Source organism: Brevibacterium paucivorans, assembly GCF_016907735.1.
Classification (GTDB): domain Bacteria; phylum Actinomycetota; class Actinomycetes; order Actinomycetales; family Brevibacteriaceae; genus Brevibacterium; species Brevibacterium paucivorans.
Map to the genome: position 1 here is coordinate 434,176 of NZ_JAFBCP010000001.1, position 20,857 is coordinate 455,032.

Annotated in this window: 21 protein-coding genes; 12 read left to right on the forward strand and 9 right to left on the reverse strand. The window is 57.4% G+C overall.

Annotation, left to right across the window (positions count from 1 at the left end):
• Positions 1–186: 186 nt before the first annotated feature.
• Both JOE56_RS11195 and JOE56_RS02125 read right to left on the reverse strand, forming a co-directional pair.
• On the reverse strand, positions 187–732 hold the full coding sequence (locus JOE56_RS11195; RefSeq protein WP_338028605.1) for a transposase: 546 nt from the start codon (positions 730–732) through the stop codon (positions 187–189).
• 494 nt (positions 733–1,226) lie between these two features.
• On the reverse strand, positions 1,227–1,601 hold the full coding sequence (locus JOE56_RS02125; RefSeq protein WP_239271533.1) for a hypothetical protein: 375 nt from the start codon (positions 1,599–1,601) through the stop codon (positions 1,227–1,229).
• Positions 1,602–1,695: 94 nt separating this feature from the next.
• Here JOE56_RS02125 and JOE56_RS02130 point away from each other — a divergent pair, with 94 nt between their 5' ends.
• A complete protein-coding gene (locus tag JOE56_RS02130) occupies positions 1,696–2,295 on the forward strand; it encodes a TetR/AcrR family transcriptional regulator (protein ID WP_204514617.1) in 600 nt (199 codons plus the stop codon).
• A 72-nt stretch (positions 2,296–2,367) separates the two neighbouring features.
• On the opposite strand, the gene JOE56_RS02135 is transcribed toward JOE56_RS02130, so the two are convergent.
• On the reverse strand, positions 2,368–3,072 hold the full coding sequence (locus JOE56_RS02135; RefSeq protein ID WP_338028606.1) for a class I SAM-dependent methyltransferase: 705 nt from the start codon (positions 3,070–3,072) through the stop codon (positions 2,368–2,370).
• A 270-nt stretch (positions 3,073–3,342) separates the two neighbouring features.
• A complete protein-coding gene (gene ychF / locus JOE56_RS02140; protein ID WP_204514618.1) occupies positions 3,343–4,428 on the reverse strand; it encodes a redox-regulated ATPase YchF in 1,086 nt (361 codons plus the stop codon).
• 80 nt (positions 4,429–4,508) lie between these two features.
• On the opposite strand from ychF, the gene JOE56_RS02145 reads away from it, so the two are divergent.
• The 4 genes from JOE56_RS02145 to JOE56_RS02160 all read left to right on the forward strand — a co-directional run bounded on the left by JOE56_RS02145 (position 4,509) and on the right by JOE56_RS02160 (position 10,287).
• A complete protein-coding gene (locus tag JOE56_RS02145; protein ID WP_204514619.1) occupies positions 4,509–5,648 on the forward strand; it encodes a PucR family transcriptional regulator in 1,140 nt (379 codons plus the stop codon).
• A gap of 122 nt (positions 5,649–5,770) precedes the next feature.
• Positions 5,771–7,093 (forward strand): short-chain fatty acid transporter, encoded by a 1,323-nt coding sequence (locus tag JOE56_RS02150; protein WP_338028607.1) that lies wholly within the window; start codon positions 5,771–5,773, stop codon positions 7,091–7,093.
• A gap of 5 nt (positions 7,094–7,098) precedes the next feature.
• Positions 7,099–9,087: an acetoacetate--CoA ligase gene (locus JOE56_RS02155; RefSeq protein ID WP_338028608.1), complete on the forward strand. Its 1,989-nt coding sequence runs from the start codon at positions 7,099–7,101 to the stop codon at positions 9,085–9,087.
• A 54-nt stretch (positions 9,088–9,141) separates the two neighbouring features.
• Positions 9,142–10,287 (forward strand): DNA recombination protein RmuC, encoded by a 1,146-nt coding sequence (locus JOE56_RS02160; RefSeq protein ID WP_204514622.1) that lies wholly within the window; start codon positions 9,142–9,144, stop codon positions 10,285–10,287.
• A 73-nt stretch (positions 10,288–10,360) separates the two neighbouring features.
• Here JOE56_RS02160 and JOE56_RS02165 read toward each other — a convergent pair whose 3' ends face one another.
• Both JOE56_RS02165 and JOE56_RS02170 read right to left on the reverse strand, forming a co-directional pair.
• Positions 10,361–10,876, reverse strand: coding sequence for a ferritin (locus JOE56_RS02165; protein ID WP_204514623.1), 516 nt, complete (start codon positions 10,874–10,876; stop codon positions 10,361–10,363).
• Positions 10,877–10,927: 51 nt separating this feature from the next.
• Positions 10,928–11,983: a 4-hydroxy-3-methylbut-2-enyl diphosphate reductase gene (locus tag JOE56_RS02170; RefSeq protein ID WP_204516053.1), complete on the reverse strand. Its 1,056-nt coding sequence runs from the start codon at positions 11,981–11,983 to the stop codon at positions 10,928–10,930.
• Positions 11,984–12,086: 103 nt separating this feature from the next.
• On the opposite strand from JOE56_RS02170, the gene xseA reads away from it, so the two are divergent.
• Positions 12,087–13,400 (forward strand): exodeoxyribonuclease VII large subunit, encoded by a 1,314-nt coding sequence (xseA, locus tag JOE56_RS02175; RefSeq protein ID WP_204514624.1) that lies wholly within the window; start codon positions 12,087–12,089, stop codon positions 13,398–13,400.
• Entirely contained in the window at positions 13,397–13,633 is a 237-nt protein-coding gene (locus tag JOE56_RS02180; protein WP_204514625.1) for an exodeoxyribonuclease VII small subunit, read from the forward strand. The genes xseA and JOE56_RS02180 overlap by 4 nt, the downstream gene beginning before the upstream one ends.
• Before the next feature lie 34 nt (positions 13,634–13,667).
• Here JOE56_RS02180 and JOE56_RS02185 read toward each other — a convergent pair whose 3' ends face one another.
• Positions 13,668–14,234 (reverse strand): DUF4245 family protein, encoded by a 567-nt coding sequence (locus tag JOE56_RS02185; RefSeq protein WP_204514626.1) that lies wholly within the window; start codon positions 14,232–14,234, stop codon positions 13,668–13,670.
• A 116-nt stretch (positions 14,235–14,350) separates the two neighbouring features.
• Between JOE56_RS02185 and glpX the strand changes: the two genes are divergently transcribed.
• The 5 genes from glpX (at position 14,351) to JOE56_RS02210 (ending at position 18,480) form a co-directional block, all read left to right on the forward strand.
• Positions 14,351–15,469, forward strand: a complete 1,119-nt coding sequence (gene glpX / locus JOE56_RS02190) for a class II fructose-bisphosphatase (protein ID WP_204514627.1) — start codon at positions 14,351–14,353, stop codon at positions 15,467–15,469.
• The gene (locus JOE56_RS02195; protein ID WP_204514628.1) at positions 15,469–16,116 is read left to right on the forward strand and encodes a carbonic anhydrase; all 648 of its coding nucleotides are present in this window, start codon (positions 15,469–15,471) and stop codon (positions 16,114–16,116) included. Before glpX ends, JOE56_RS02195 begins: the two co-directional genes overlap by 1 nt.
• On the forward strand, positions 16,113–17,519 hold the full coding sequence (locus tag JOE56_RS02200) for an aspartate ammonia-lyase (RefSeq protein WP_204514629.1): 1,407 nt from the start codon (positions 16,113–16,115) through the stop codon (positions 17,517–17,519). Before JOE56_RS02195 ends, JOE56_RS02200 begins: the two co-directional genes overlap by 4 nt.
• Before the next feature lie 169 nt (positions 17,520–17,688).
• Complete coding sequence (locus JOE56_RS02205) at positions 17,689–18,123, forward strand: hypothetical protein (protein WP_204514630.1); 435 nt, start codon at positions 17,689–17,691, stop codon at positions 18,121–18,123.
• Between the two features lie 3 nt (positions 18,124–18,126).
• Positions 18,127–18,480 carry a PadR family transcriptional regulator gene (locus JOE56_RS02210; protein WP_204514631.1) on the forward strand — a complete coding sequence of 118 codons (354 nt, stop codon included), beginning with the start codon at positions 18,127–18,129 and terminating at the stop codon, positions 18,478–18,480.
• Between the two features lie 63 nt (positions 18,481–18,543).
• Here the strand turns inward: JOE56_RS02210 and JOE56_RS02215 are convergent, their stop codons facing one another.
• Positions 18,544–19,863, reverse strand: a complete 1,320-nt coding sequence (locus tag JOE56_RS02215) for a PhoH family protein (protein WP_204514632.1) — start codon at positions 19,861–19,863, stop codon at positions 18,544–18,546.
• A 173-nt stretch (positions 19,864–20,036) separates the two neighbouring features.
• The gene (locus JOE56_RS02220; protein WP_204514633.1) at positions 20,037–20,810 is read right to left on the reverse strand and encodes an isoprenyl transferase; all 774 of its coding nucleotides are present in this window, start codon (positions 20,808–20,810) and stop codon (positions 20,037–20,039) included.
• Positions 20,811–20,857 lie beyond the last annotated feature (47 nt).

Consider the following 20,857-nt stretch of genomic DNA (forward strand, 5'->3'; position numbering starts at 1 on the left):
CAGCCTGATATTCGCGGGTTGGTTACCGCAGGACGGTGCTTTCGGCTCGGCACCCCACGCCTGTCTAGCATCGAGCGTCACCGCCGATGAGGGTGGCTGCTCATAGGTGTATCGCGAGTCGTTCCGTTCGCTGCGTCACCCCTTCGCTAACCGGTCCTCGGGCCAAGTTCATGGGGGCCTCGGGGCTTATTCCTCGAGGACGGCCAGCGACCAGCACCATCCCGCCAACTCGCGGGCGATCGCGGCGTTGGCCACGTTGTTGGGCTTCTTACGCTTCTTGAACTGCATCCAGCGTTTGTTGAGGCGCCGGTTGCCCAGGTCCCCGCGGGCCCTCGCCACTGGGGAGGCGAGATCCCAACGGTCACGGACCATCTTGCCCACCACGTAGCGGTGCTGATGATGGCGGGCGACCTCGACCAATAGCCGACGCGCATGACCATCGCCGGTCTTGGTGATCGGCCCCAACGACCGTGACTGTCCCGAGGAGTTCTCCGAAGGAACCAGGCCCAGGTAAGAACCGATCGAGTTGCCGCTGAACCTGCTCCAGCCGCCGATCTCGACCGCCAGCCCTAACCCGGTCAGTGTCGAGATCCCCCGCAAACACCCGAGCCGGCGCACGACATCGGTATAGGGGCTATTCTCGGCCATGGCGGTGATGCGTTCATCGAGACGATCGCGGCGCGCAGTGATCGTGACAACACTGCCGTAGGCCTCATCGAACGCGGCCTGCACCAAAAGCGAGTCGAACCGTTGCCTTCACAGCCAGGCACCGTGGGCACCCACCCATGCCTGCCCACCGGAGTAGACGATCCCATGACGCAGAACAGATTCGACAATCAGTGTCTGGATCTCATCAAGTCACTGCGGTGAACGCGTCCAATCGGAGAAGGGTCGAGGAGATGTTCGGCATCAAGCGCGTCGGTCTTCACCCTCGATCCCGAAGGCCGTTGCAGTTTGGATGCAGCCGAGACCACGGTGCGAGTGTCGCTGCCCTGCAAGGTTCTGGCCAAGCCATAACCGGTCGGGCCGGTTTCGCCGATGGCCGCCACTGGGCCGGGCAGGGCCTTGATCCAGGCCAGCACTCGTGCGCTCAGTAAACAACCAGGGCCTCCCACATATGTTGGAAAGGCCAGACGGGCCACTCCTGTCCGGCAACCCACGAATCGTTACGCGGTGAGGCCCCGGCTCGCCAGAGCCTCATCCCCGATCGGGGTCACCCATACCGTCTAGTTGACACCCATGAACATGTAGACCGTAGTGACCTTGCCCTGTTCATCACGGAACACGAGGTCGGCGCCACGGCCCACGGTCTCAGCGTTCGAGGCGAGCATCGACCAGCGCAACAGCGTCGCGTCACCTGACTGGATCTCCTGGTCGTACACGAAGCGAAGCCCCTTGCCTGCGATCATCTCCTCGTGCACGCGACCGATGTGAGCGACGATCGCGTCGACGCCCTCGATGGTGATTCCGAGTGAAGAAACCGACATCTTCCCCTCTGGCGTCCAGACCTGTTCGATCACGGCCTTGCGGCGGTCGGCGTCGGGCTCGATCCAGGTACGCAGGTACTCGACGGCAAATCCGGTGGTGCTGTCTGCGGTCATGGCAGAGATCTCCTTGTCGGATAGATTGTTATGCTGACATTGTCAGCATAATAGGTTCGTGGACAGTGTCAACATGACGGGTTAACCTGGATCCATGAGCCCTCGTGATTCCGCGCCGACCATCTCAGCGATCCTCTCGTCAGCCGATGAACTGCTGGAATCAGGAGGACCTGAGGCCGTCACGCTCAGAGCCGTAGGCGAAGCGGCGGGCGTCTCGCGCATGACGCCCTACCGCCACTTCACCGACAAGGCAGCCCTGATGCACGCTCTCGCAGAACGCACGCTCACCGAGATGGCTCAACGCATCCGCTTGGCCGCAGCCGAAGAGGACGATGCCCGCGCGAGGCTTCGCGCGGGCAGCATGGCCTACATCGAGCATGCCCTTGAGAATCCCCACCACTACCAGCTCATCTTCGGCGATGCGCCACTGACCCAGCCAAGCCCGGAGCTGGAGGCCGCAGCCGACGACGCTATGCACGCGATCGAAGAGATTGTCGGCGACGCGCAGGCCTCCGGCGCGCTCCGCAACGCACCGCCCCGAGAACTCGCGACAGTGCTCTGGGTGCTCCTCCACGGGCTCGCCGCTCTCCAGATCACCCGACATCTGCACGAACCACGCACCATCGACGGCGACCAGCACCTCGGCACCCTGCTTGATCTCGCGCTCGAACAGCTCAACCCGGCCACTCAGTAACTCCACGAGTTCGGCACCCCGTGGGGCCGCAAAGTAGTTCAGTCCTAGTCTGCGCGTCTTTCGATTCCGAGCCTATTCGGTGCTTCTTGATGCGCGTGTCGCGAGAATTGCGCCATGCGGCCGGGTGGTGCGGTCGGTGCGTGTCTCGATGTGCGTGACGGTGAAGCCGGCCGCTTCCACTTTGGCGGTCAAGAGGTCGATTGGCCAGTAGTACGCCGTGGTGATCGCGTGTTCGAATGGTTCCAACTTCGGGCCAGTGAAGAAGCCGAGTGCGAGGCCACCGCCTGGGTGGATGCCCCGCGCAAATTCGGTGAGCGTGGTACTGATCTGCTCGGGGGCGGTATGGATAAGCGAGTACCAGGCGAGTATCCCGCCGAGCGAAGCGTCATCGACGCCGAGGGATTCGGCTTTACCGATCCGGTAGCGCACGCCGGGATAGGTTTCTCGCGCATTCTCGATGAACTCCGAAACTGGGTCGACGCCCTCGGTGTCGATTCCGAGGCCCACGAGGTAGTGCGTCCACTGGCCCGGGCCGCATCCCACGTCGAGCACCGGCCCCTTGATGTTGCGCGCCCATCGTTCTACGAGTGCCAAGTCCGGCGCGGCTGCATGCTCAATGCTCCCGAGTGCTTCGATGTACTCGGTTGCCCGATCACTGTAGTAGGTTCGGACGGATTCAACACGATCGGTCATGAGCACCACTTTCTCGCGGGTAGTTGAGGAGGGCCTGACGTTGCCGGTGGCAGACAGAGGAGAGGAGCGAGGCGCGTCCCGCACATGGCACCGAAGAAGGAACTCTGGTATCGGCGTAGTTCCTTGTCGCGCTTTCACTAACCGACTTCACGTTCGTGAACGGATCGGACGGACGGTGAAGAACGCGAACCCCGTCAGGAACACGGCGTTCAGGGCGGTACCCACGAGCAGGGTCGAGGTGGTGTGCCGGTCGGCCAGGCGTGGTCCATGACGACGAAACGGCCGTCACCAGTGCCGGGGTGCTGGAGCGCGCCACAGTCTGGTTCAGAGCCAGAGGCTGAACGACGCACTCGGCTAAACGTTAAACCTAAACTCCACCACGTCGCCGTCGGCCATAACATAGTCCTTACCTTCCATACGGACCTTGCCAGCCGCTTTCGCCTCGGCCATCGAACCCAGCTCATCCAGGTCCTCAAACGACACGATCTCAGCCTTAATAAAGCCCTTCTGGAAGTCCGTGTGAATGACGCCGGCCGCCTCGGGAGCGGTCCATCCCTTACGGATAGTCCACGCACGAGCCTCCTTGGGGCCCGCCGTCAGGTAGGTCTGCAAGCCCAGCGTATCGAACCCAACCCTGGCCAGCTTATCCAAACCAGGCTCGTCCTGACCGGTGGATTCGAGCATTTCGGCGGCTTCTTCAGGATCAAGCTCAATGAGCTCAGCTTCAAACTTCGCGTCCAAGAAGATCGCCTCCGCTGGCGCAACGAGTTCGCGCATCTTCGCCTGCATGGCTTCGTCGGCCAGCCCGTCTTCATCCGTGTTGAACACGTAGATGAACGGCTTGGCAGTCATGAGTTGCAGTTCCTTGAGCTGGTCAACATCGATACCAGCCTTCTCTGCCCCCTGGAACAGCGTGGTGCCACCTTCCAGTAGCTCCTTCGCCTGGTCCATTGCTACAAGGACATCCGGCTCCACAGTCTTACGCTTCACCTCTTTTTCAATCCGAGGTCGTGCGTTCTCCAGAGTCTGCAAGTCCGCAAGGATAAGTTCAGTCGAAATCGTGTCCATGTCGCCAGCCGGGTCTTTCGAACCCTCTACGCGCGTCACATCCGGGTCGCTAAACGCACGGGTCACCTGGCAGATCGCGTCAGCCTCGCGGATGTTGGCCAGGAACTTGTTTCCGAGCCCTTCACCTTCAGACGCACCCTTCACAATGCCCGCAATATCAACGAAGCTCACGGTTGCAGGCAGGATCTTCTCTGAGCGAAAGATCTCAGCCAACCGGTTCAGGCGCGGATCCGGGAGCGGAACCACACCCACGTTGGGGTCGATCGTCGCAAACGGGTAGTTCGCTGCGAGTACTTCAGCACGGGTCAAAGCGTTAAACATGGTCGACTTACCCACATTGGGCAGTCCCACAATTCCAATAGTTAAAGCCACGGGATATAAGTCTAGCTGAGTAAACAACCGCAATATAAGAGACATCCTCGAGCGGCTCCCCTGAATGGCACAATCACGGCATGGTCACTTCTGCCAAACGCGAGCGCATCGCACAGAAACTTCGTGCAAACAAGGACACCCTTCTCCCAGTCATCATTGACTACGTTCGCAAAGAGTGCCCACTGTACATCGATGTCACGGACAGTGAGATAGAAGAGTCGCTAGAACAAAACATCGAAATGTGTATCCGTGCAGGAGTGACCCGTACCGGAAACTTGGACTCGCATTTTCTTAACTGGGCACAGATTTCACGTTCCCGCTTCGAAAAATCGGTGCCTATGGAAGAGATCTTTCAGACCTATCGCTTCAGCATCGAGCTCATCGTCGCTGAGTTAATCGTTCAGCTCAACGATTCCGGTTGCACCGCAAGCGAACAGACATCTGCAATCACCCAAGTTTGGAAGTCCGCCAATGCGTATACGGTCAAACTCGCTCAGGTATACAACCATCATCAGCAAATGCAAGCCTCACAAGACCAAGCGCAGAAAGCGATACTTTTTGACGCGATCAAGAACGGCGCCCCACTGGACAAGCAGTCCCATCAAGCTGCAGACTTCTTCCAACTCAATGAGCGCACACTTTACAGCTACTTCATCGTGGCAATCCCTAAAAATTCAACGCTACCGGCGCATGAGGTTTTAAGGACCTTAGAGTCACGACTGACCAACGGACGCGGACTATGCATAGCAACCAGATCAACCGTCGAAGGGTTCTCCACTGAGCAAATCTCTTTCCCCCGCACCAGCATCGCAATTGGCCCGCCAAGAGTGCTCAGTGAGCTCCACTATTCCCACAACATGGCACACCAAATCTCGCGGACTTCTGTTGGACGTAAACCAGGAACACACTTCATCTCGGATGTAGGCTGGCGCGTCGCCGTTCTCTCACACCCCGAGGTGCTCCTCCCCTACAAAGAGAAGTACGTAGCTCCGCTGGAACGCTCAGGCGCAGACGCTTCTGCACTTCTCCACTCGCTTGAGACCTATCTTGCTAACGACGCAAATGCAACAGTTTCCGCACGAAAACTTCACTGTCACCCAAACACACTGAGGTATCGGATCACGCGCTTTGAGGAACTGACCTCATGCTCAGTCGAGCGTACTGAAACGCGCGTTGAACTTGTCTGGCTCTTCGAAGCGTTAAAAGTACACGAGCTTTAACGGTTGTAACCACGAACAAATCCCATCACCAAGCTTTGTTCTGCGGAACAAAGGCACGAGCTCGCGCCACTCCTAGCATTGAGACAGCGTTTATGAAGACGGTCGATTGCAAAGGAGCAACCGTGAAATCGTTATCTCGAAGCCTCAACATACTGGTTGAAAAGTACTTACCGAGCGCATTCCTTTTCGCACTCATTTTGACAATCATCGCTGCCGCCATGGGTGTACTTATGGGCGGAGCTAGTCTCCCCGACGTTGCCAACATGTGGTACGCCGGGTTCTGGAAGTTCCTCGAGTTCGGCATGCAGATGGTTGTCGTTCTTGTCACCGGGTATGCCCTAGCCAAGGCTCCTTTAGTCAATCGACTTCTAGCCAGGTTCGCCACTATCCCAAAAACACAGTTCACCGCGCTCACCGTCGTCATGGTTGTTTCCGGCGTTCTCGGAATCATCAGCTGGGGACTCGGGTTCGTGGGCGGAACTATCATCGCGATTGAAGTCGCTCGACGAACGAAAGTAGCGGATTTTCGACTTCTCGTAGCATCCTCATACTCAGCGGTGATTGCAACTCAACCTATGTCCTTAGCACTCACAGCTCCCCTCCTCGTCAACACACCAGGTCACCCGTTGGAGGAGAAAATTGGCCTCATCCCTGTAACAGAGACAATCTTCAGCCCCACCATGCTTACGGTGTCGATCGTGGGCTTTCTTGGAATCTATGCAGGCTTTGCTTTCATGGCCCCAAAGCCTGATGAGGTTGTTCCTCTTAGTGGTGAATTATCTGAACCGGCTGAGGAAGCGAAGCCCCAAACCGTGGCTGAAAAGATCGACAACAGCATCATCATCAACACGATTGTTGTCATATTCGGAATCATCGCCATCAGCCTTTACTTCATCGCAAACGGTTTCAACCTCGAGCTCAACATCATGAACTTCGTCTTTCTCGTGGTTGGAATCGGGTTACACGGCAGCCCAGCCAAGTACGCCAAGTGCATCACTGACGGTATCCCCGCGGCTTCCGGAATTGTCCTCCAGTTCCCGTTCTATGCAGGCATCATCGGGATCATGGCTGGCTCTGGCCTCATCGTCATGATCGGTCAGTGGTTCGCTTCCATCTCCACCGAAGCGACGTTCCCACTTTTCACGTACATCGCCGCGATGATCGTCAACATCTTTGTTCCATCTGCCGGTGGCCAGTGGCAGGTTCAAGGGCCGGTCATGATTGAAGCTATCCAAAACATGAACATTAACCCTGCCACCATTGTGAACGCCGTTTCCGTTGGTGACATGACAACCAACCTGTTGCAACCGTTCTTTGTGCTCCCCACTTTGGGTCTAGCAAAACTGGGCCTCAAGGACATTTGGGGATACTGCATGACCGCAATGCTCATTTTGATGGTCATTTCCGGAACAATTTTCCTCCTCGTACCAGTTTTAGGATGGTGACAAACGTGACCGATAACGCCCCAGTCGAGTTCTGGTCCCCCACCCAGGAATCCATTGACCAGAGCCAACTCGCCCGCTTCACACGGTTTCTCAACGCCTCATACAACGCCGCCGTCGACCTCGGCGACTACCAGGCACTGCACACATGGTCGGTTGAGCACGGCGACCGCTTTTGGGCAGCTGTGTGGGACTATTTCGACGTTCGCGGGCAACGCTCCGATGCGCCCGTTTCGCATACCGTCAGTGACACAGAAACTACGTGGTTCAGCGGCTCACAGGTCAACTACGCTGAAAACATTCTTCGCTGGGCCAACGAACGCCCCGATTCTCCCGCACTCATTGGGCTCCACGAAACTGCGCAACGCGAAGAGATCAGTTGGAAAGAGCTCGCTGGCCAGGTAGGCGCGCTCGCACAGCATTTCCGCTCCCGAGGTGTCCGCCCAGGTGACGTCGTTTGCGCAGTTCTGCCGAACATCCCGCAAACGGTCGTTGCTCTCCTAGCCACCGCATCCGTTGGCGCGGTCTGGACCGTGGTCAATACAGACTTTGGTACCCACGGAGTCAAAGAACGCTTTGAACAACTCCAGCCAAAAGTACTCCTCACAACAGACAGTGTTCGTTTCGGAGGCAAAGTCGTTGACAAAACATCGCAGCTCCCTGAACTTCTTGAAGCATTGCCTACTGTTGAACATCACGTGCTTGTCGACACAGACGTAGACTTTGGCACAACATTGCCCGCTGCCTCTGCACGTTTAAGCGACATCCTCACGTCACCCCAAGAACCAGACTTCACCCGCGTGGAGTTCAACTCGCCCTTGTGGGTTCTCTACTCCTCAGGAACAACGGGCAAGCCCAAAGGAATTGTGCACTCCCACGGTGGTGTCGTGCTTGAGTCCCTCAAAGCAAACGCACTTCAATACGATCTGCACCCCGGTGACCGTACACACTTTGCTGCGTCGACCACGTGGGTCATTTGGAACATGATGATCGCGACACTCTTCGTGGGAGCAACCGTCGTCACTTACGACGGCTCTCCTTCCCACCCAGACGCTCTTCAACATTTGAAGATTGTCTCTGAGGAACAGGTTGCCTTCTTTGGCACGGGTGCCGCCATTTTAACCATGGGAGAAAAGTCTGGCCTGTCTAATGCTCACGACTGGGACTTCTCGCATTTGCGGTTCGTTCTCTCTAGCGGTTCGGCACTGCCCCCTACAACGTGGAACTGGCTCCGGGAACAGATCGGAAGGGACTTCCATTTGGGTTCCGACTCCGGAGGCACCGACATCGCTACCGGCATCATTGGTTCAAACCCGTGGGACGTACAAAACATCGGGGAACTTCAAGGCCCGTATCTGGGTGTTGACGCGCGCTCCGTTGGACCTGACCAGGAAACCGTCACTGATGAAGTTGGCGAGCTCATTATTGCCAACCGGATTCCGAGTATGCCCATCTACCTGTGGGGCGACACCGACCGGTCCCGTTATACCGACACCTACTTCTCAACCTACAGCGGAACTTGGCGTCAGGGAGATTGGGTGACAAACACCTCGGCGGGAGGGTGGATTGTGCACGGCCGTTCCGACTCAACCATTAACCGAGGTGGGGTCCGCATGGGGTCTGCAGATATCTGCCGAGTTGTCGACGAAGTTGATGGCGTGACGTCTTCGATGGTTATCGGAGCAGAGCTCAAGAACGGTGGCTACTACATGCCACTGTTCGTCGTTACAACACGTGATGAGGATGAGCACAACGAACTCGAAAAGGAAATTGTCGCTGCGATTCGACAAAAAGTATCTCCGCGATATGTGCCCGACGCTGTCATTTTTGCTCCTGACGTTCCCCTTACGCGAACTGGCAAACTCATGGAAGTTCCGGTCAAACGCTTGTTTCAGGGGGCCTCCCCCGACTCACTCAACCGCACGGCAAGTCAGAACCCCGAGGTGCTCGACTGGTATTCGAATCAAGCCACCAAGTTCGCGCAATCGGACGACTGATAGCCATACTTAAAAATCAAAAACTGTGTCAGTGCCTCGTGACACAGTGAGGACATGAACATTTCAGTTGTCACCGTTGTGTTTGTGGCACTCATTCTGGGCCTGATTGCCGGGGCCGTGCTGGGTCTTTTAGCAGGCTCAGCACGGGCACGGTCACGTTACTCTGTTGAGCTTGCACAAGCCCAAACAAAAACAGAGCTCCTCACAGAGCGGACCGCAAACCTCGAAGCAGACGCCGCGATCGCAGCTGAACTCACTGCAGCCGTCGGCCCCCTTGCAGCCAGTGTGCGTGAGTTGAAAGCTCACATGCATCAGCAGGACCACGAACGTATCGACCAGATCGCTCGACTGTCCGAGAACATCACGTCTCTGACACAACAGAACGCTCAACTTCACGCATCGACAGCACAGTTGTCTAACGCGTTACACTCCACGTCAGCGCGTGGCGACTGGGGCGAAGTACAACTCACACGCATCGTCGAATACTCCGGCCTACTCCCCCACGTCGATTTCGACACCCAAGTCACCACCCAACACGGTCGCCCCGACATGGTCGTCCACCTCCCCGGCGGAGGCACCATCGTCGTCGACGCGAAAGTCCCACTCTCCTCCCGGCTAGGCGAAGGCAACAGCGAGTCAGCCAAACAGCACGCTCAAGCACTCTTACGCCACGTCGACGCACTTGCAAGCAAGACATACTGGAAGTCCTTCGACCACTCCCCCGAATTCGTCGTATGCTTCATTCCTACCGACGGGCTACTCTCACACGCCGCAACCACCTACCCGGCCCTCATCGAACAAGCACTCAGCAAGAACGTCGTCATCGCCTCACCATCAACCCTGCTCGTCCTACTCAAAACAGTTGCTCTCAACTGGCGCCACTACAATATCTCCACCTCGGCAGCACAGGTACTCAAACTGGGAACTGAACTCTACGAACGCACTGGACTACTCACAGAACGACTCATCAAACTCGGCACTGCACTTGACCGCGCCACCCAGGAATACAACAGCTTCATCGGATCATTCGAAACCAGATTCCTCGTCACTGCTCGCAAACTCACCCACACCGGAATCACCAACACACAACTCGACGAACTCAACGGCATCACCACATCCACACGCACCGTCACCGCACACGAACTCGCCTACCCCACCAGTCCAAATTCCCAGTCTCAACACCTCGACACCGGCACCTGACCCGCATTGTCTCAACATCCGCATACAAAAGGGCGCCTCCGAAACCTCGGAGGCGCCCCACACTCGTTAAAACCTATTCAGACTCAGTTCCAGACGACGTACGCGAACCCAGCTCCGCGTCCAACCGCAGCAAGCCGTTACCATCGTCACCAGCCAACACCAGCTGATCGACGATCTCGCCCACTGTTGCTTCTTCCTCAATCTGCTCATTCAAGAACCAGTTGAGCAATGGACGCGAGTCCAAGTCACCCTGCGCATCGGCCGCACGGTACAGCTCACGAATCGCTTCGCTCACCTTCTCCTCGTGCGCCAACGCAGCCTTGAAAATATCCACCGGCTTCAGTTCAGCACCCACCTTAGGCGCCGGAATGTCGCCGATCTGTGCATGACCACCACGGTCAACAACATGATCAATGAACTTATTCGCGTGCACGATCTCCTCATCAGCCTGCGCACGCAACCACTGAGCCATGCCCGGGAAACTCTGAGCGTCGGCAACAACCGCCAACTGGCGGTACGTCATCGACGCCTCAAACTCCAAGGTGATCTGCTCGTTAAACTTCACTTCTAACGCATCAGCAAGCTTCATGTTTCCTCCTCAAAAAGCTTAAAACTGAAACAACCACACGGCACTCCATGCTTACCGCAAATCGTGCTCGCGGTTGGCCCCATTCTTCTTGTTCGACGTGTTCTCACCGGCGGCTTTCAAATCAGCACGCAACTCACGAGGCAAACTAAACATCAAGTCCTCCTCAGCAGTCCGCACCTCATCAACATCGGCATAACCGTACTCAGCCAAAAGCTCCAACACGCTCTTCACCAACAAGTCCGGGACGCTCGCACCACTCGTTACACCAACCGTGGCCACACCGTTAAACCAGTCCTCATCAATCTCACGCGCAAAATCCACGCGGTACGACGCCTTCGCCCCATGCTCCAAAGCAACTTCAACAAGCCGCTTCGTGTTCGACGAATTATTCGACCCCACCACAATCACCAAGTCACACTGGGGTGCAATCTTTTTCACCGCCACCTGACGGTTCTGCGTCGCATAACAAATATCGTCACTAGGCGGATCAATTAACTGCGGAAAACGCTCACGCAGAATCGACACCGTCTCCATGGTCTCGTCGACACTCAACGTTGTTTGCGAAATCCACACCAGCTTTTCTGGATTACCCAGATCAACCTCACGAGCCTCAGCGGGGTTCTGCACCAGCACAATCGACTCAGGCGCCTCACCCATGGTGCCCTCAACCTCTTCGTGGCCTTCGTGCCCCACCAACAGAATGGTGTACCCCTGCTTAGCAAACCGCACAGCTTCCCGGTGTACCTTCGTCACCAACGGGCACGTCGCATCAATCGTCTTCAAGTCCCGCGTGGCTGCTTCTTCATGCACTGCAGGAGAAACTCCGTGAGCAGAAAACACCACTCGCTCACCCTGCGGAACTTGCTCAGTTTGATCCACAAAAACCGCGCCACGTTCCGTCAACGTCTCCACGACGTGACGGTTGTGCACAATCTCCTTGCGCACATACACCGGCGCACCATAGTGCTCCAGCGCCCGCTCCACAGCAATCACAGCCCGGTCAACACCAGCACAGTATCCGCGCGGTGCTGCCAGAAGAACCTTCTTCTCACCATCAGGCTGTTCAATCTCACCAGGCGCTTTACGAGTTCTGGGCATTGACGGCATTGGCATAGTTACAGTAGACACATAACCATTCTAAGAAACCCCGGCACCAAGAGCCAGGTTAAACTGCCCACACACGAACATTCACACCACGAACGGACGAGTCATGGCCCCACGGATCAGCGGCACACCCGGCACAGTCGGTGCTGAACCCCCCAACAGCCTGCCCGCCACCGCACTTGAAACCACCCCCGAAAACCCGTGGCCCGTCTCGCTTTTAAGCCAAAACATCAAGAACTACATCGACCGCATGTCCGTCGTGTGGGTCGAAGGCCAAATCATCGAATTCAACCCCCGCGGACGCGCCTCCTACCTCACCATCCGCGACCTCAATGACCAAGTCTCACTGCCCGTCCAGGTCTTTTCCGACGTCCTCGACAGGCTCGAAACCCCCATCAAAGCCGGCGACCACGTAGTCGTACAACTCAAAGCAAACTTCTGGCTCAAAGCCGGTCGTCTCTCCATGCAAGCCCGCGACATCCGGCACGTTGGACTGGGCGAACTGCTCGCCCGCCTCGAACGCCTCAAACGCATGCTTGCCTCCGAAGGTCTCTTCGACCCCGCGCTCAAGAAACCCATCCCGTTCTTACCCACCAAAATCGGGCTCATTACCGGCCGTAACTCCGACGCCGAAAAAGACGTCATCCGCAACGCCACCCTACGCTGGCCGTCCGTCCAATTCGACATCATCAACACCGCCGTTCAAGGCACCGGCGCTGTCACCCAAGTCATCGCTGCTCTCGAAGAACTTGACGCTCACCAAGACGTTGACGTCATCATCATCGCCCGAGGTGGCGGCAGCTTAGAGGACCTCCTCCCCTTTTCGAATGAGTCCCTCATCCGAGCCGTCGCAGCCACACGCACCCCAGTCGTTTCGGCAATTGGTCACGAAGCCGACCACCCAATCCTTGACGAAGTCGCAGACCTCCGAGCCTCCACCCCCACAGATGCCGCCAAACGCGTCGTCCCGGACTTCCACCAAGAAGTCATGGGCATCATGCATGCCCGGGCCGTCCTCACCGGCACCCTAGAACGCTTCATCACCAACGAACAGCGGGGACTCGACAGTGTCCGGAGCCGCCCCGTACTGGCCAATCCACACACCATGATCACCACCCGAGCTGACGAAATCGCCGACTGGCGCACACGCGCCACCTCACTTACCCGGCGCACGCTCCACCACGGAGAAGCAACCATCGAGCACCTCCGCACCCAAGTTCGTGCGCTCAGCCCGCTCAACACGCTAGCCCGCGGTTACGCGATCGTGCAGGACACCTCGGGCGCGGCAGTCCGCAACACCAACGACCTCAACGCCGGCGACCAGCTCACCGTCACAGTCGAACACGGCACATTCGAGGCAACCGTCACAACAATCCACCCGCAACGGCCAGACACACCCCAACCAAAGGACACACCATGACCAGCATCAACGAAATGAGCTACGAACAGGCTCGCGAAGAACTCATGAACACGGTCAAGGCTTTAGAAGCTGGAAACCTCAACCTCGAAGAATCCTTAACCCTGTGGAAACGCGGCGAACAACTCGCTGACCGGTGCCAAGCTTGGCTCGACAGCGCCCGCGACGCACTCGACAAAGCTCAAGCCAAACAGTCTGGCGAAAGCGAAACTGACTCAGAGCAAGAAGCAGAGTAAGTTCAACGAACCGCGCAAACCACGCACACGTCACCTAGTGTTTCTCCAACGCACGCTTCACAAACATGTCAACAGACTCACCTGTTGCAACGGCCTGCACCACAAACCAGGTGCCATTAACCTGACCCACGAACGCTTGTTCACGGTTCTTACCTTCATAGGTTGTGAAGTTCACGCCTTGGATACTCTGCTCGCCAACAGGGGCGAACTCTTTGACAAATGACTTCGCCCAGTCCTCGTCAGCCTGAGCCTGGCGAATCGACAACCACTGATCATCCGGCCCCACATATGAGGCGTACCACGTCTGAACCGACGGCTCACCCATTGGCGCCAGTCGGGCCTCGTTTGAGTGCCAGTCCTGCGGTGTTTCAAACCACGCAACCGGCCAATCAACCGCATCATCGGCCGTCTTACCAATACCCTCAGCGTCCACCTTTCGAATGGGGTCGCCCTTTGGCTGAGGCGCGATCATCAGCGCCAGCACCATGATGAGAACACACGCCAATAACGCGATCACCATGTTCATCCAGTTGGCTTCCAACCGGAGTTTCCGCATTTCTGCGCGCGATCCAGGCTGAGGTTGGGCAGATTTTTCAGTCACCCCAGTATTGTGCCCACACTGTGTACAACTGACAAACGCACCCTGAGAAACCTCTCCTGCCAACGTTCTCTTATACCCACCACAAACTGAAGCGTCGTTAGTGGCACAATGAAGGTATGACAGAGCTGAATGCGTCACAAGAAAAGGCTCACCACAATGGCGGGCGTGCAGAAACCGAACCCGTTGCTGTCACCGACGAATGGTCTCAGCGACTCCGTATCGAAGAAGGCGAACCCGATCGTAACCTCGCGCTCGAACTCGTTCGCGTGACCGAGGCGGCAGCAATTGCCGCTGGTCCGTGGGCTGGCCGCGGTGAAAAGCTCGCCGCTGACGGGGCTGCCGTAGCAGCAATGCGCAATGTGATCTCGACTGTTCGCATGGACGGCACCGTCGTCATTGGTGAAGGTGAAAAAGACGAAGCCCCCATGCTGTTTAACGGCGAAAAAGTAGGTGACGGCACGGGCGCTCACGTTGACGTCGCCGTTGACCCCATCGACGGAACCACCCTGACCGCTAAAGGTATGCCCGGCGCGATCGCCGTGATGGCGGTCTCCGAAGGCGGCTCCATGTACGACCCATCTGCCGTGTTCTACATGGAGAAGCTGGTCGCCGGTGCCCAGTACGCCGACGTTGTTGACCTACGCCTGCCCGTAGGCGAAAACATCCGTCGCGTCGCCAAGATTAAAGGTAGCGCCAAGGACGCTTCGGCCGTCACTGTCGTTATTCTGGACCGCCCACGCCACAAGGAACTCATCCAAGAAGTCCGTGACGCTGGCGCGCGCATCAAACTGATCTCAGACGGTGACGTCGCCGGTGCAATCGCAGCGTGCCGCCCCAACACCGGAACCGACCTCCTCATGGGAATCGGTGGAACCCCAGAAGGCATCATCACCGCATGCGCAGTGAAAGCCATGGGCGGGGTTATCCAAGGACGTCTGTGGCCACAGTCTGACGAAGAACGCCAAGGCGCAATCGACGCGGGTCTTGCGTTGGACACCGTCCTCTCCACCGACGACCTGGTCAAGAGCGACAACTCGTACTTCGTCGCAACCGGTATCACCACCGGCGACCTGCTCGACGGTGTGCGCTACGAAGGCCAGCACGTCATGACCCACTCGCTGGTCATGCGTTCCAAGTCAGGCACCGTGCGCAACGTGTACGCCGAGCACCGCATTGAAAAGACCCACTCGTACGAAGAAGCTGCCCGCGAAGCAGCCCGCAGGGGTCTCGTTTAATGCCGAACTCTCGCGCATATACCACCCCACAAGCTGCGTTCGACCGTCTCATTGACGGAAACAAACGCTTTGTGACCGACACCCCTGAACATGCCCAGCAAGACTCCACGAGGCGTCGCGAACTGCGCACAATTCAGCTCCCCTACTCGACCCTGTTCGGTTGTTCTGACTCACGTGTCGCAGCTGAACTGATCTTCGATGTTGGTCTAGGTGAAATGTTCGTGGTTCGCACCGCCGGGCAGGTGACCGATTCGGTCACCATCGGCAGCCTGGAATACGGCGTCGAACAACTGGGAACACCTCTTGTGATTGTTCTGGGGCACGACTCGTGTGGCGCCGTCACCGCGTCAGTCGACGCCTACCAAAACGGAACGTTCCCTGGCGGTTTCGTCGACGACGTCGTATCCAACATCCTTCCCGCCGTCGCCCGCGCCCACTCAAAAGGCAAGAACGACATCGGGTCAGCTGTGGAGCAAAATACCGTCGACACGGTGGAACGCCTCTACGCACGTTCCTACACCATCCGAAAAGCAGTAAACGAAGGCCGTACCGCACTCGTGGGGCTCACCTACGCCCTGGCGGACGGAAAAGTGAATGTTGTTGCCGTTCGCGGCGACCTCAACACCGACAGCAAGGAGACACAGTGAGCCAAGAATTCCGCATTGAACACGACACCATGGGCGAAGTGAAGGTCCCCGTCAACGCCCTGTACCGTGCTCAAACCCAGCGCGCAGTCGAAAACTTCCCCATCTCTGGCAAACCACTCGAAGCTGCCAACATCGCCGCCCTGGGGCACGTGAAGAAAGCATGCGCACGCGCCAACAACGACCTCGGCGTTCTTGACGACACCCGCGCCAAGGCGATCATCGCAGCCGCTGAGGAAGTCATTGCAGGGACTCACAACGGCGAATTCCCCATCGACGTGTTCCAGACCGGTTCAGGTACCTCGTCGAACATGAACACCAACGAGGTCATCGCAACCCTGGCCAACCGCACTGTTGACGGCCAGGACAGCGAAATCCACCCCAACGACCACGTCAACGCGTCACAGTCGTCCAACGACGTCTACCCCACCTCGGTACACGTGGCCGTCACCCAGGCACTGGTCAACGACTTGGTTCCTGCTATGGACCACCTGGCGAGCGCGCTGGAAGAAAAAGCTACCGAATTCCGCAACATCGTCAAGGCCGGCCGCACCCACCTAATGGACGCCACCCCAGTGACCCTGGGACAAGAGTTCTCCGGTTACGCAGCTCAGGTTCGCAACGGGATTGAGCGCATCGAATCCTCGCTTCCGCGCGTAGCCGAAGTTCCTATGGGTGGAACCGCAACCGGCACCGGTATTAACACGCCACAAGGCTTCCCACAGGCTGTTGTAAAGTACTTGGCCGAACAGACCGGCCTGCCTATCACGGAAGCTCGCAACCACTTCGAAGCACAGGCCAACCGCGATGGTCTGGTTGAAGCATCCGGTCAGTTGCGCAACATTGCGTACTCGTACATGAAGATCAACAACGACATCCGCTGGATGGGCTCAGGCCCCAACACGGGTCTGGGTGAACTGCACATTCCTGACCTGCAGCCCGGTTCGTCGATCATGCCCGGTAAGGTCAACCCGGTCATTTGTGAAGCGGTCACGCAGGTGTGCGCGCAGGTCATTGGTAACGACACCACCGTGTCGCTGTCCTCGACCAACGGGGCGTTCGAACTCAACGTGGGTATTCCGGTCATGGCATCGAACCTGCTGGAGTCGATCCGTCTGTTGGCTAACTCCAGCCGTGTCATGGCAGACAAGATGATCAAGGGGCTAGAAGCCAACGAGGAACGTTGCCGCTTCCTCGCAGAGGCTTCGCCATCGATCGTCACCCCGCTGAACAAGGTCATCGGTTACGAAGCTGCCGCCAAGATCGCTAAGCACGCCGTCAACAACAAGATGACGGTGAAGGAAGCAACGGTGGCGCTGGGCTACGTAGAAAACGGCACCATCACCGAAGAGGACCTGGACAAGGCCCTCGACGTGACCACCATGCTGGGTGAGTTCAACCGCTAATTAAACCGACCAGTCGGTAGAAAGCTCGGCCCTAAGAAAACCCGAGGTGTCCTGCAGTTTCGCAGGACACCTCGGGTATTTCTGTGGTGTCAAGACCCTCATCAGCAACCTTGCCACATGTACTGTACCAGTGGTACACTACCAGTAAGAACAAAGAAAGAGGAGCACCATGAAACCGCAACTAGTCAACTCAACTCGAACACTTCTCCCATTCACGGCGGCACTCATCGCAGGCATGACAATCATCCAAATCGTCATCGCCTTCACCCCAGGAGGACCCGGAGTCTTGGGCGCCCTCCTCACCGCAGCCGTGGCCATCGGGTGCATGCTCTGGCAATGGCGCAACATCAAGACGATCGCAAAAATCCGGTTCGGCAAAGCTATCGTCCATGCAGTGATGTTCGGGACCATCACAACGTCATTTAGTTTGCACGCGCTGATACATTTCGCAATCGCAATGCGCGCCGGTGATGTCGCTTCGGTCGCCCAAGAGTTCTTCACAACGTCATGGGTTGGCGCAACACTGTGCATGAGCGCACTGTGGGGAGCAGGCTTCGTCGCTTCGCTAATCGGGGCCATTGCACAGCGAGGCTGGGAGGACTGACCCATGGCACCCAATCATCAGCCCGAACTAGACGAATGGTTGGAGCACAAAGTGTCATCCTGGGTCGAAACGTACAAGAAAGCGATGCTCACACCCACCGTTCTCGCCATAGTCGAGGCCCACGAAACCCTCACAGTTCAAGAACTCAACTCCCACATCGAGGCGGATATGGGCTGGCAACTCACCGAACGCGGACTCTACCGCACTATCAAACGCCTCGAGGACAGTGAGTTCCTGTCTATTACCAGCGAAGAAGCACCCCGCACGGGAGCCAAACGAAAGCTCATTTCGCTTTCTCCTCTCGGTTCACGCATGCTCGCTGGTGTTCGGCAAAACCTCGTCCAGTTACCTTCATAAAAACCACCCCGAGGTGTCCTGCAGTTTCGCAGGACACCTCGGGTTTTTCTGTGGCTGGCTCACCTACACCAGATCGAAGTCTTCAAGCACGCTCGTCACCAGTGCCGCGATCGCGGAACGCTCCGAACGGGTCAGAGTGATGTGCGCAAACAGCTTGTTGCCTTTGAGCTTCTCGATGACTGCGGAGATACCGTCGTGACGACCCACCCGCAGGTTGTCACGCTGTGCTACATCGTGCGTGAGTACCACCCGGGAATTTTGCCCCAAGCGTGAAAGCACAGTGAGAAGGACGGTTCGTTCCAGCGACTGTGCCTCGTCGACAATGACGAACGCGTCGTGCAACGAGCGACCTCGAATGTGCGTGAGCGGGAGAACTTCCAACATGCCACGGTGCATCACCTCATCAATAACGTTGCGGGAGACCAGTGCTCCCAAAGTGTCGAAAACTGCTTCTGCCCACGGGTTCATCTTGTCTGACTCATCGCCAGGCAAGTACCCCAAGTTCTGGCCACCAACGGCATACAGTGGCCTAAACACCATGATTTTTTCGTGTGTGCGGTCTTCCAGGACCGCTTGCAAGCCGGCCATGAGAGCCATCGCCGACTTACCAGTTCCAGCACGCCCGCCCAGGGACACAATGCCCACTTCTTCATCGGTGAGCATGTCCAACGCGATCCGCTGTTCAGCCGACCTTCCATGGATCCCAAACACGTCACGGTCACCACGAACCAGCTTGACCGTCCCCGTGCCCGCCTGCTCATTGAGCGCTACCACGCGCCCCAAACCGGAACCACGCGGAGAGGACAAAACCAGCCCAGTATTTAGCACCTCGGCGCCGGCAGCCTTGGTCTCAACGAAACCAGAGTCAAACAGCTGCGCCATCTCTGCCTCATCCAGCATGAGTTCACTCAGACCCGTGTAACCGGAATCGACGGCCAGTTCAGCCAAGTACGCTTCCGCAGCCAGACCAAGCGCAGACGCCTTCACACGCATAGGCACGTCCTTGGTCACTACAACGACCGAATGCCCCTCAGCCTGCAAATTACGCGCAACGGCAAGGATACGGGTGTCGTTTTCAGCGCGGTCGAAAGCCACCGGCAAACCAGACGCATCAACGTGATTGAGTTCGACACGCAACGTGCCACCTTCAGTACCAATTGGAATCGGCTCATCCAAACGGCCGAACTCCTCGCGCAACTCATCCAGCAACCCCAACGCTCGGCGCGCTGTAAAACCGAGTTCTGAATGATGCCGTTTCGCTTCCAACTCACCAACAACGATGAGCGGAATCACAACATCGTGCTCGTCGAAACGAAAGATCGCACGCGGGTCAGAAAGTAGAACAGAAGTATCGAGTACGTACGTGTGAACAGTGGTAGTCATGGGCTCCCCTGTACTTAAGGTCCAAGGTGCCCGGCTCAATCCTTCCCCGACGAGGCTGACACCTCGGGTTGGTCCCTCACCAACTGTCTCCAACCTAACGTGAGAATCCATGCCCGAGGTGGGGCGCACCTCGGCGGGTCGGTGACGTTTAGATGAATGAGTTGTGAACTGGTTTACTTACCGTAGCGGCGCTGTCTTTGGGAGTAGTCGCGTACGGCCCGCAAGAAGTCGGTCTTCCTGAATGCCGGCCAGTACGCCTCGCAAAAGAAGAATTCGGAGTATGCGCTTTGCCAGATGAGGAACCCGCTCAACCGCTGTTCTCCCGAGGATCGGATGATGAGGTCGGGGTCCGGCTGGCCCTTGGTGTACAAGTGTTCTGCCAGGCGTTCTTCCGTGAGCGCGTTAATGGCGGCTTCCATGCTGGTGCCCGCGGCGGACTCTGCCCGTAAATACGATTTGATCGCGTTCACGATTTCCTGGCGTCCGCCATATCCCACAGCAACATTGACGTGGACGCTTGGCTGACCGCCTCGTGAGCTCTCTTGCGCGGTTTCTAACCTGGCGCGCAACGGCTGGGGAAGTACGCTCAAATCACCAACAAGGTTCACCGCGTACTTGTCGGACTGAGCGATCTGCTCAACCATGTCCGAAATGATGGCGACCAGGGTTTCAACTTCTTCCGGCGTGCGCTGCAGGTTTTCCCGCGACAGCACATACAGGGTGACCACTTCGATGCCAATTTCATCGCACCAACCCAGGAACTCAACGATCTTCTGGGCTCCGGCCCTATGCCCCTGCTCGGTTGTGGCACCGAACTCCTTGGCCCACCTGCGGTTGCCATCGGTAATCACACCCACATGCCGTGGAATCCGGTCAGAAGGGACGAGTTCGCGCACGATCTGACGGTTGTACAACCGATACAGCCAGCCTGCGATTTGCCCGCGCACGCGCCCTCCTCTCACTCTCTACGGCTAGTTTATAACCTGATTATGGA

What these genes read in the sequence shown, in the direction of transcription:
- JOE56_RS02170 (WP_204516053.1), bottom strand. Translation starts at nt 11,983, where the DNA reads ATGCCGTCAATGCCCAGAACTCGTAAAGCGCCTGGTGAGATTGAACAG.
- JOE56_RS02215 (WP_204514632.1), bottom strand. Translation starts at nt 19,863, where the DNA reads ATGACTACCACTGTTCACACGTACGTACTCGATACTTCTGTTCTACTT.
- glpX (WP_204514627.1), top strand. Translation starts at nt 14,351, where the DNA reads ATGACAGAGCTGAATGCGTCACAAGAAAAGGCTCACCACAATGGCGGG.
- JOE56_RS02180 (WP_204514625.1), top strand. Translation starts at nt 13,397, where the DNA reads ATGACCAGCATCAACGAAATGAGCTACGAACAGGCTCGCGAAGAACTC.
- JOE56_RS02195 (WP_204514628.1), top strand. Translation starts at nt 15,469, where the DNA reads ATGCCGAACTCTCGCGCATATACCACCCCACAAGCTGCGTTCGACCGT.
- JOE56_RS02125 (WP_239271533.1), bottom strand. Translation starts at nt 1,601, where the DNA reads ATGACCGCAGACAGCACCACCGGATTTGCCGTCGAGTACCTGCGTACC.
- xseA (WP_204514624.1), top strand. Translation starts at nt 12,087, where the DNA reads ATGGCCCCACGGATCAGCGGCACACCCGGCACAGTCGGTGCTGAACCC.
- JOE56_RS02130 (WP_204514617.1), top strand. Translation starts at nt 1,696, where the DNA reads ATGAGCCCTCGTGATTCCGCGCCGACCATCTCAGCGATCCTCTCGTCA.
- JOE56_RS02210 (WP_204514631.1), top strand. Translation starts at nt 18,127, where the DNA reads ATGGCACCCAATCATCAGCCCGAACTAGACGAATGGTTGGAGCACAAA.
- JOE56_RS02145 (WP_204514619.1), top strand. Translation starts at nt 4,509, where the DNA reads ATGGTCACTTCTGCCAAACGCGAGCGCATCGCACAGAAACTTCGTGCA.
- JOE56_RS02205 (WP_204514630.1), top strand. Translation starts at nt 17,689, where the DNA reads ATGAAACCGCAACTAGTCAACTCAACTCGAACACTTCTCCCATTCACG.
- JOE56_RS02165 (WP_204514623.1), bottom strand. Translation starts at nt 10,876, where the DNA reads ATGAAGCTTGCTGATGCGTTAGAAGTGAAGTTTAACGAGCAGATCACC.
- JOE56_RS02160 (WP_204514622.1), top strand. Translation starts at nt 9,142, where the DNA reads ATGAACATTTCAGTTGTCACCGTTGTGTTTGTGGCACTCATTCTGGGC.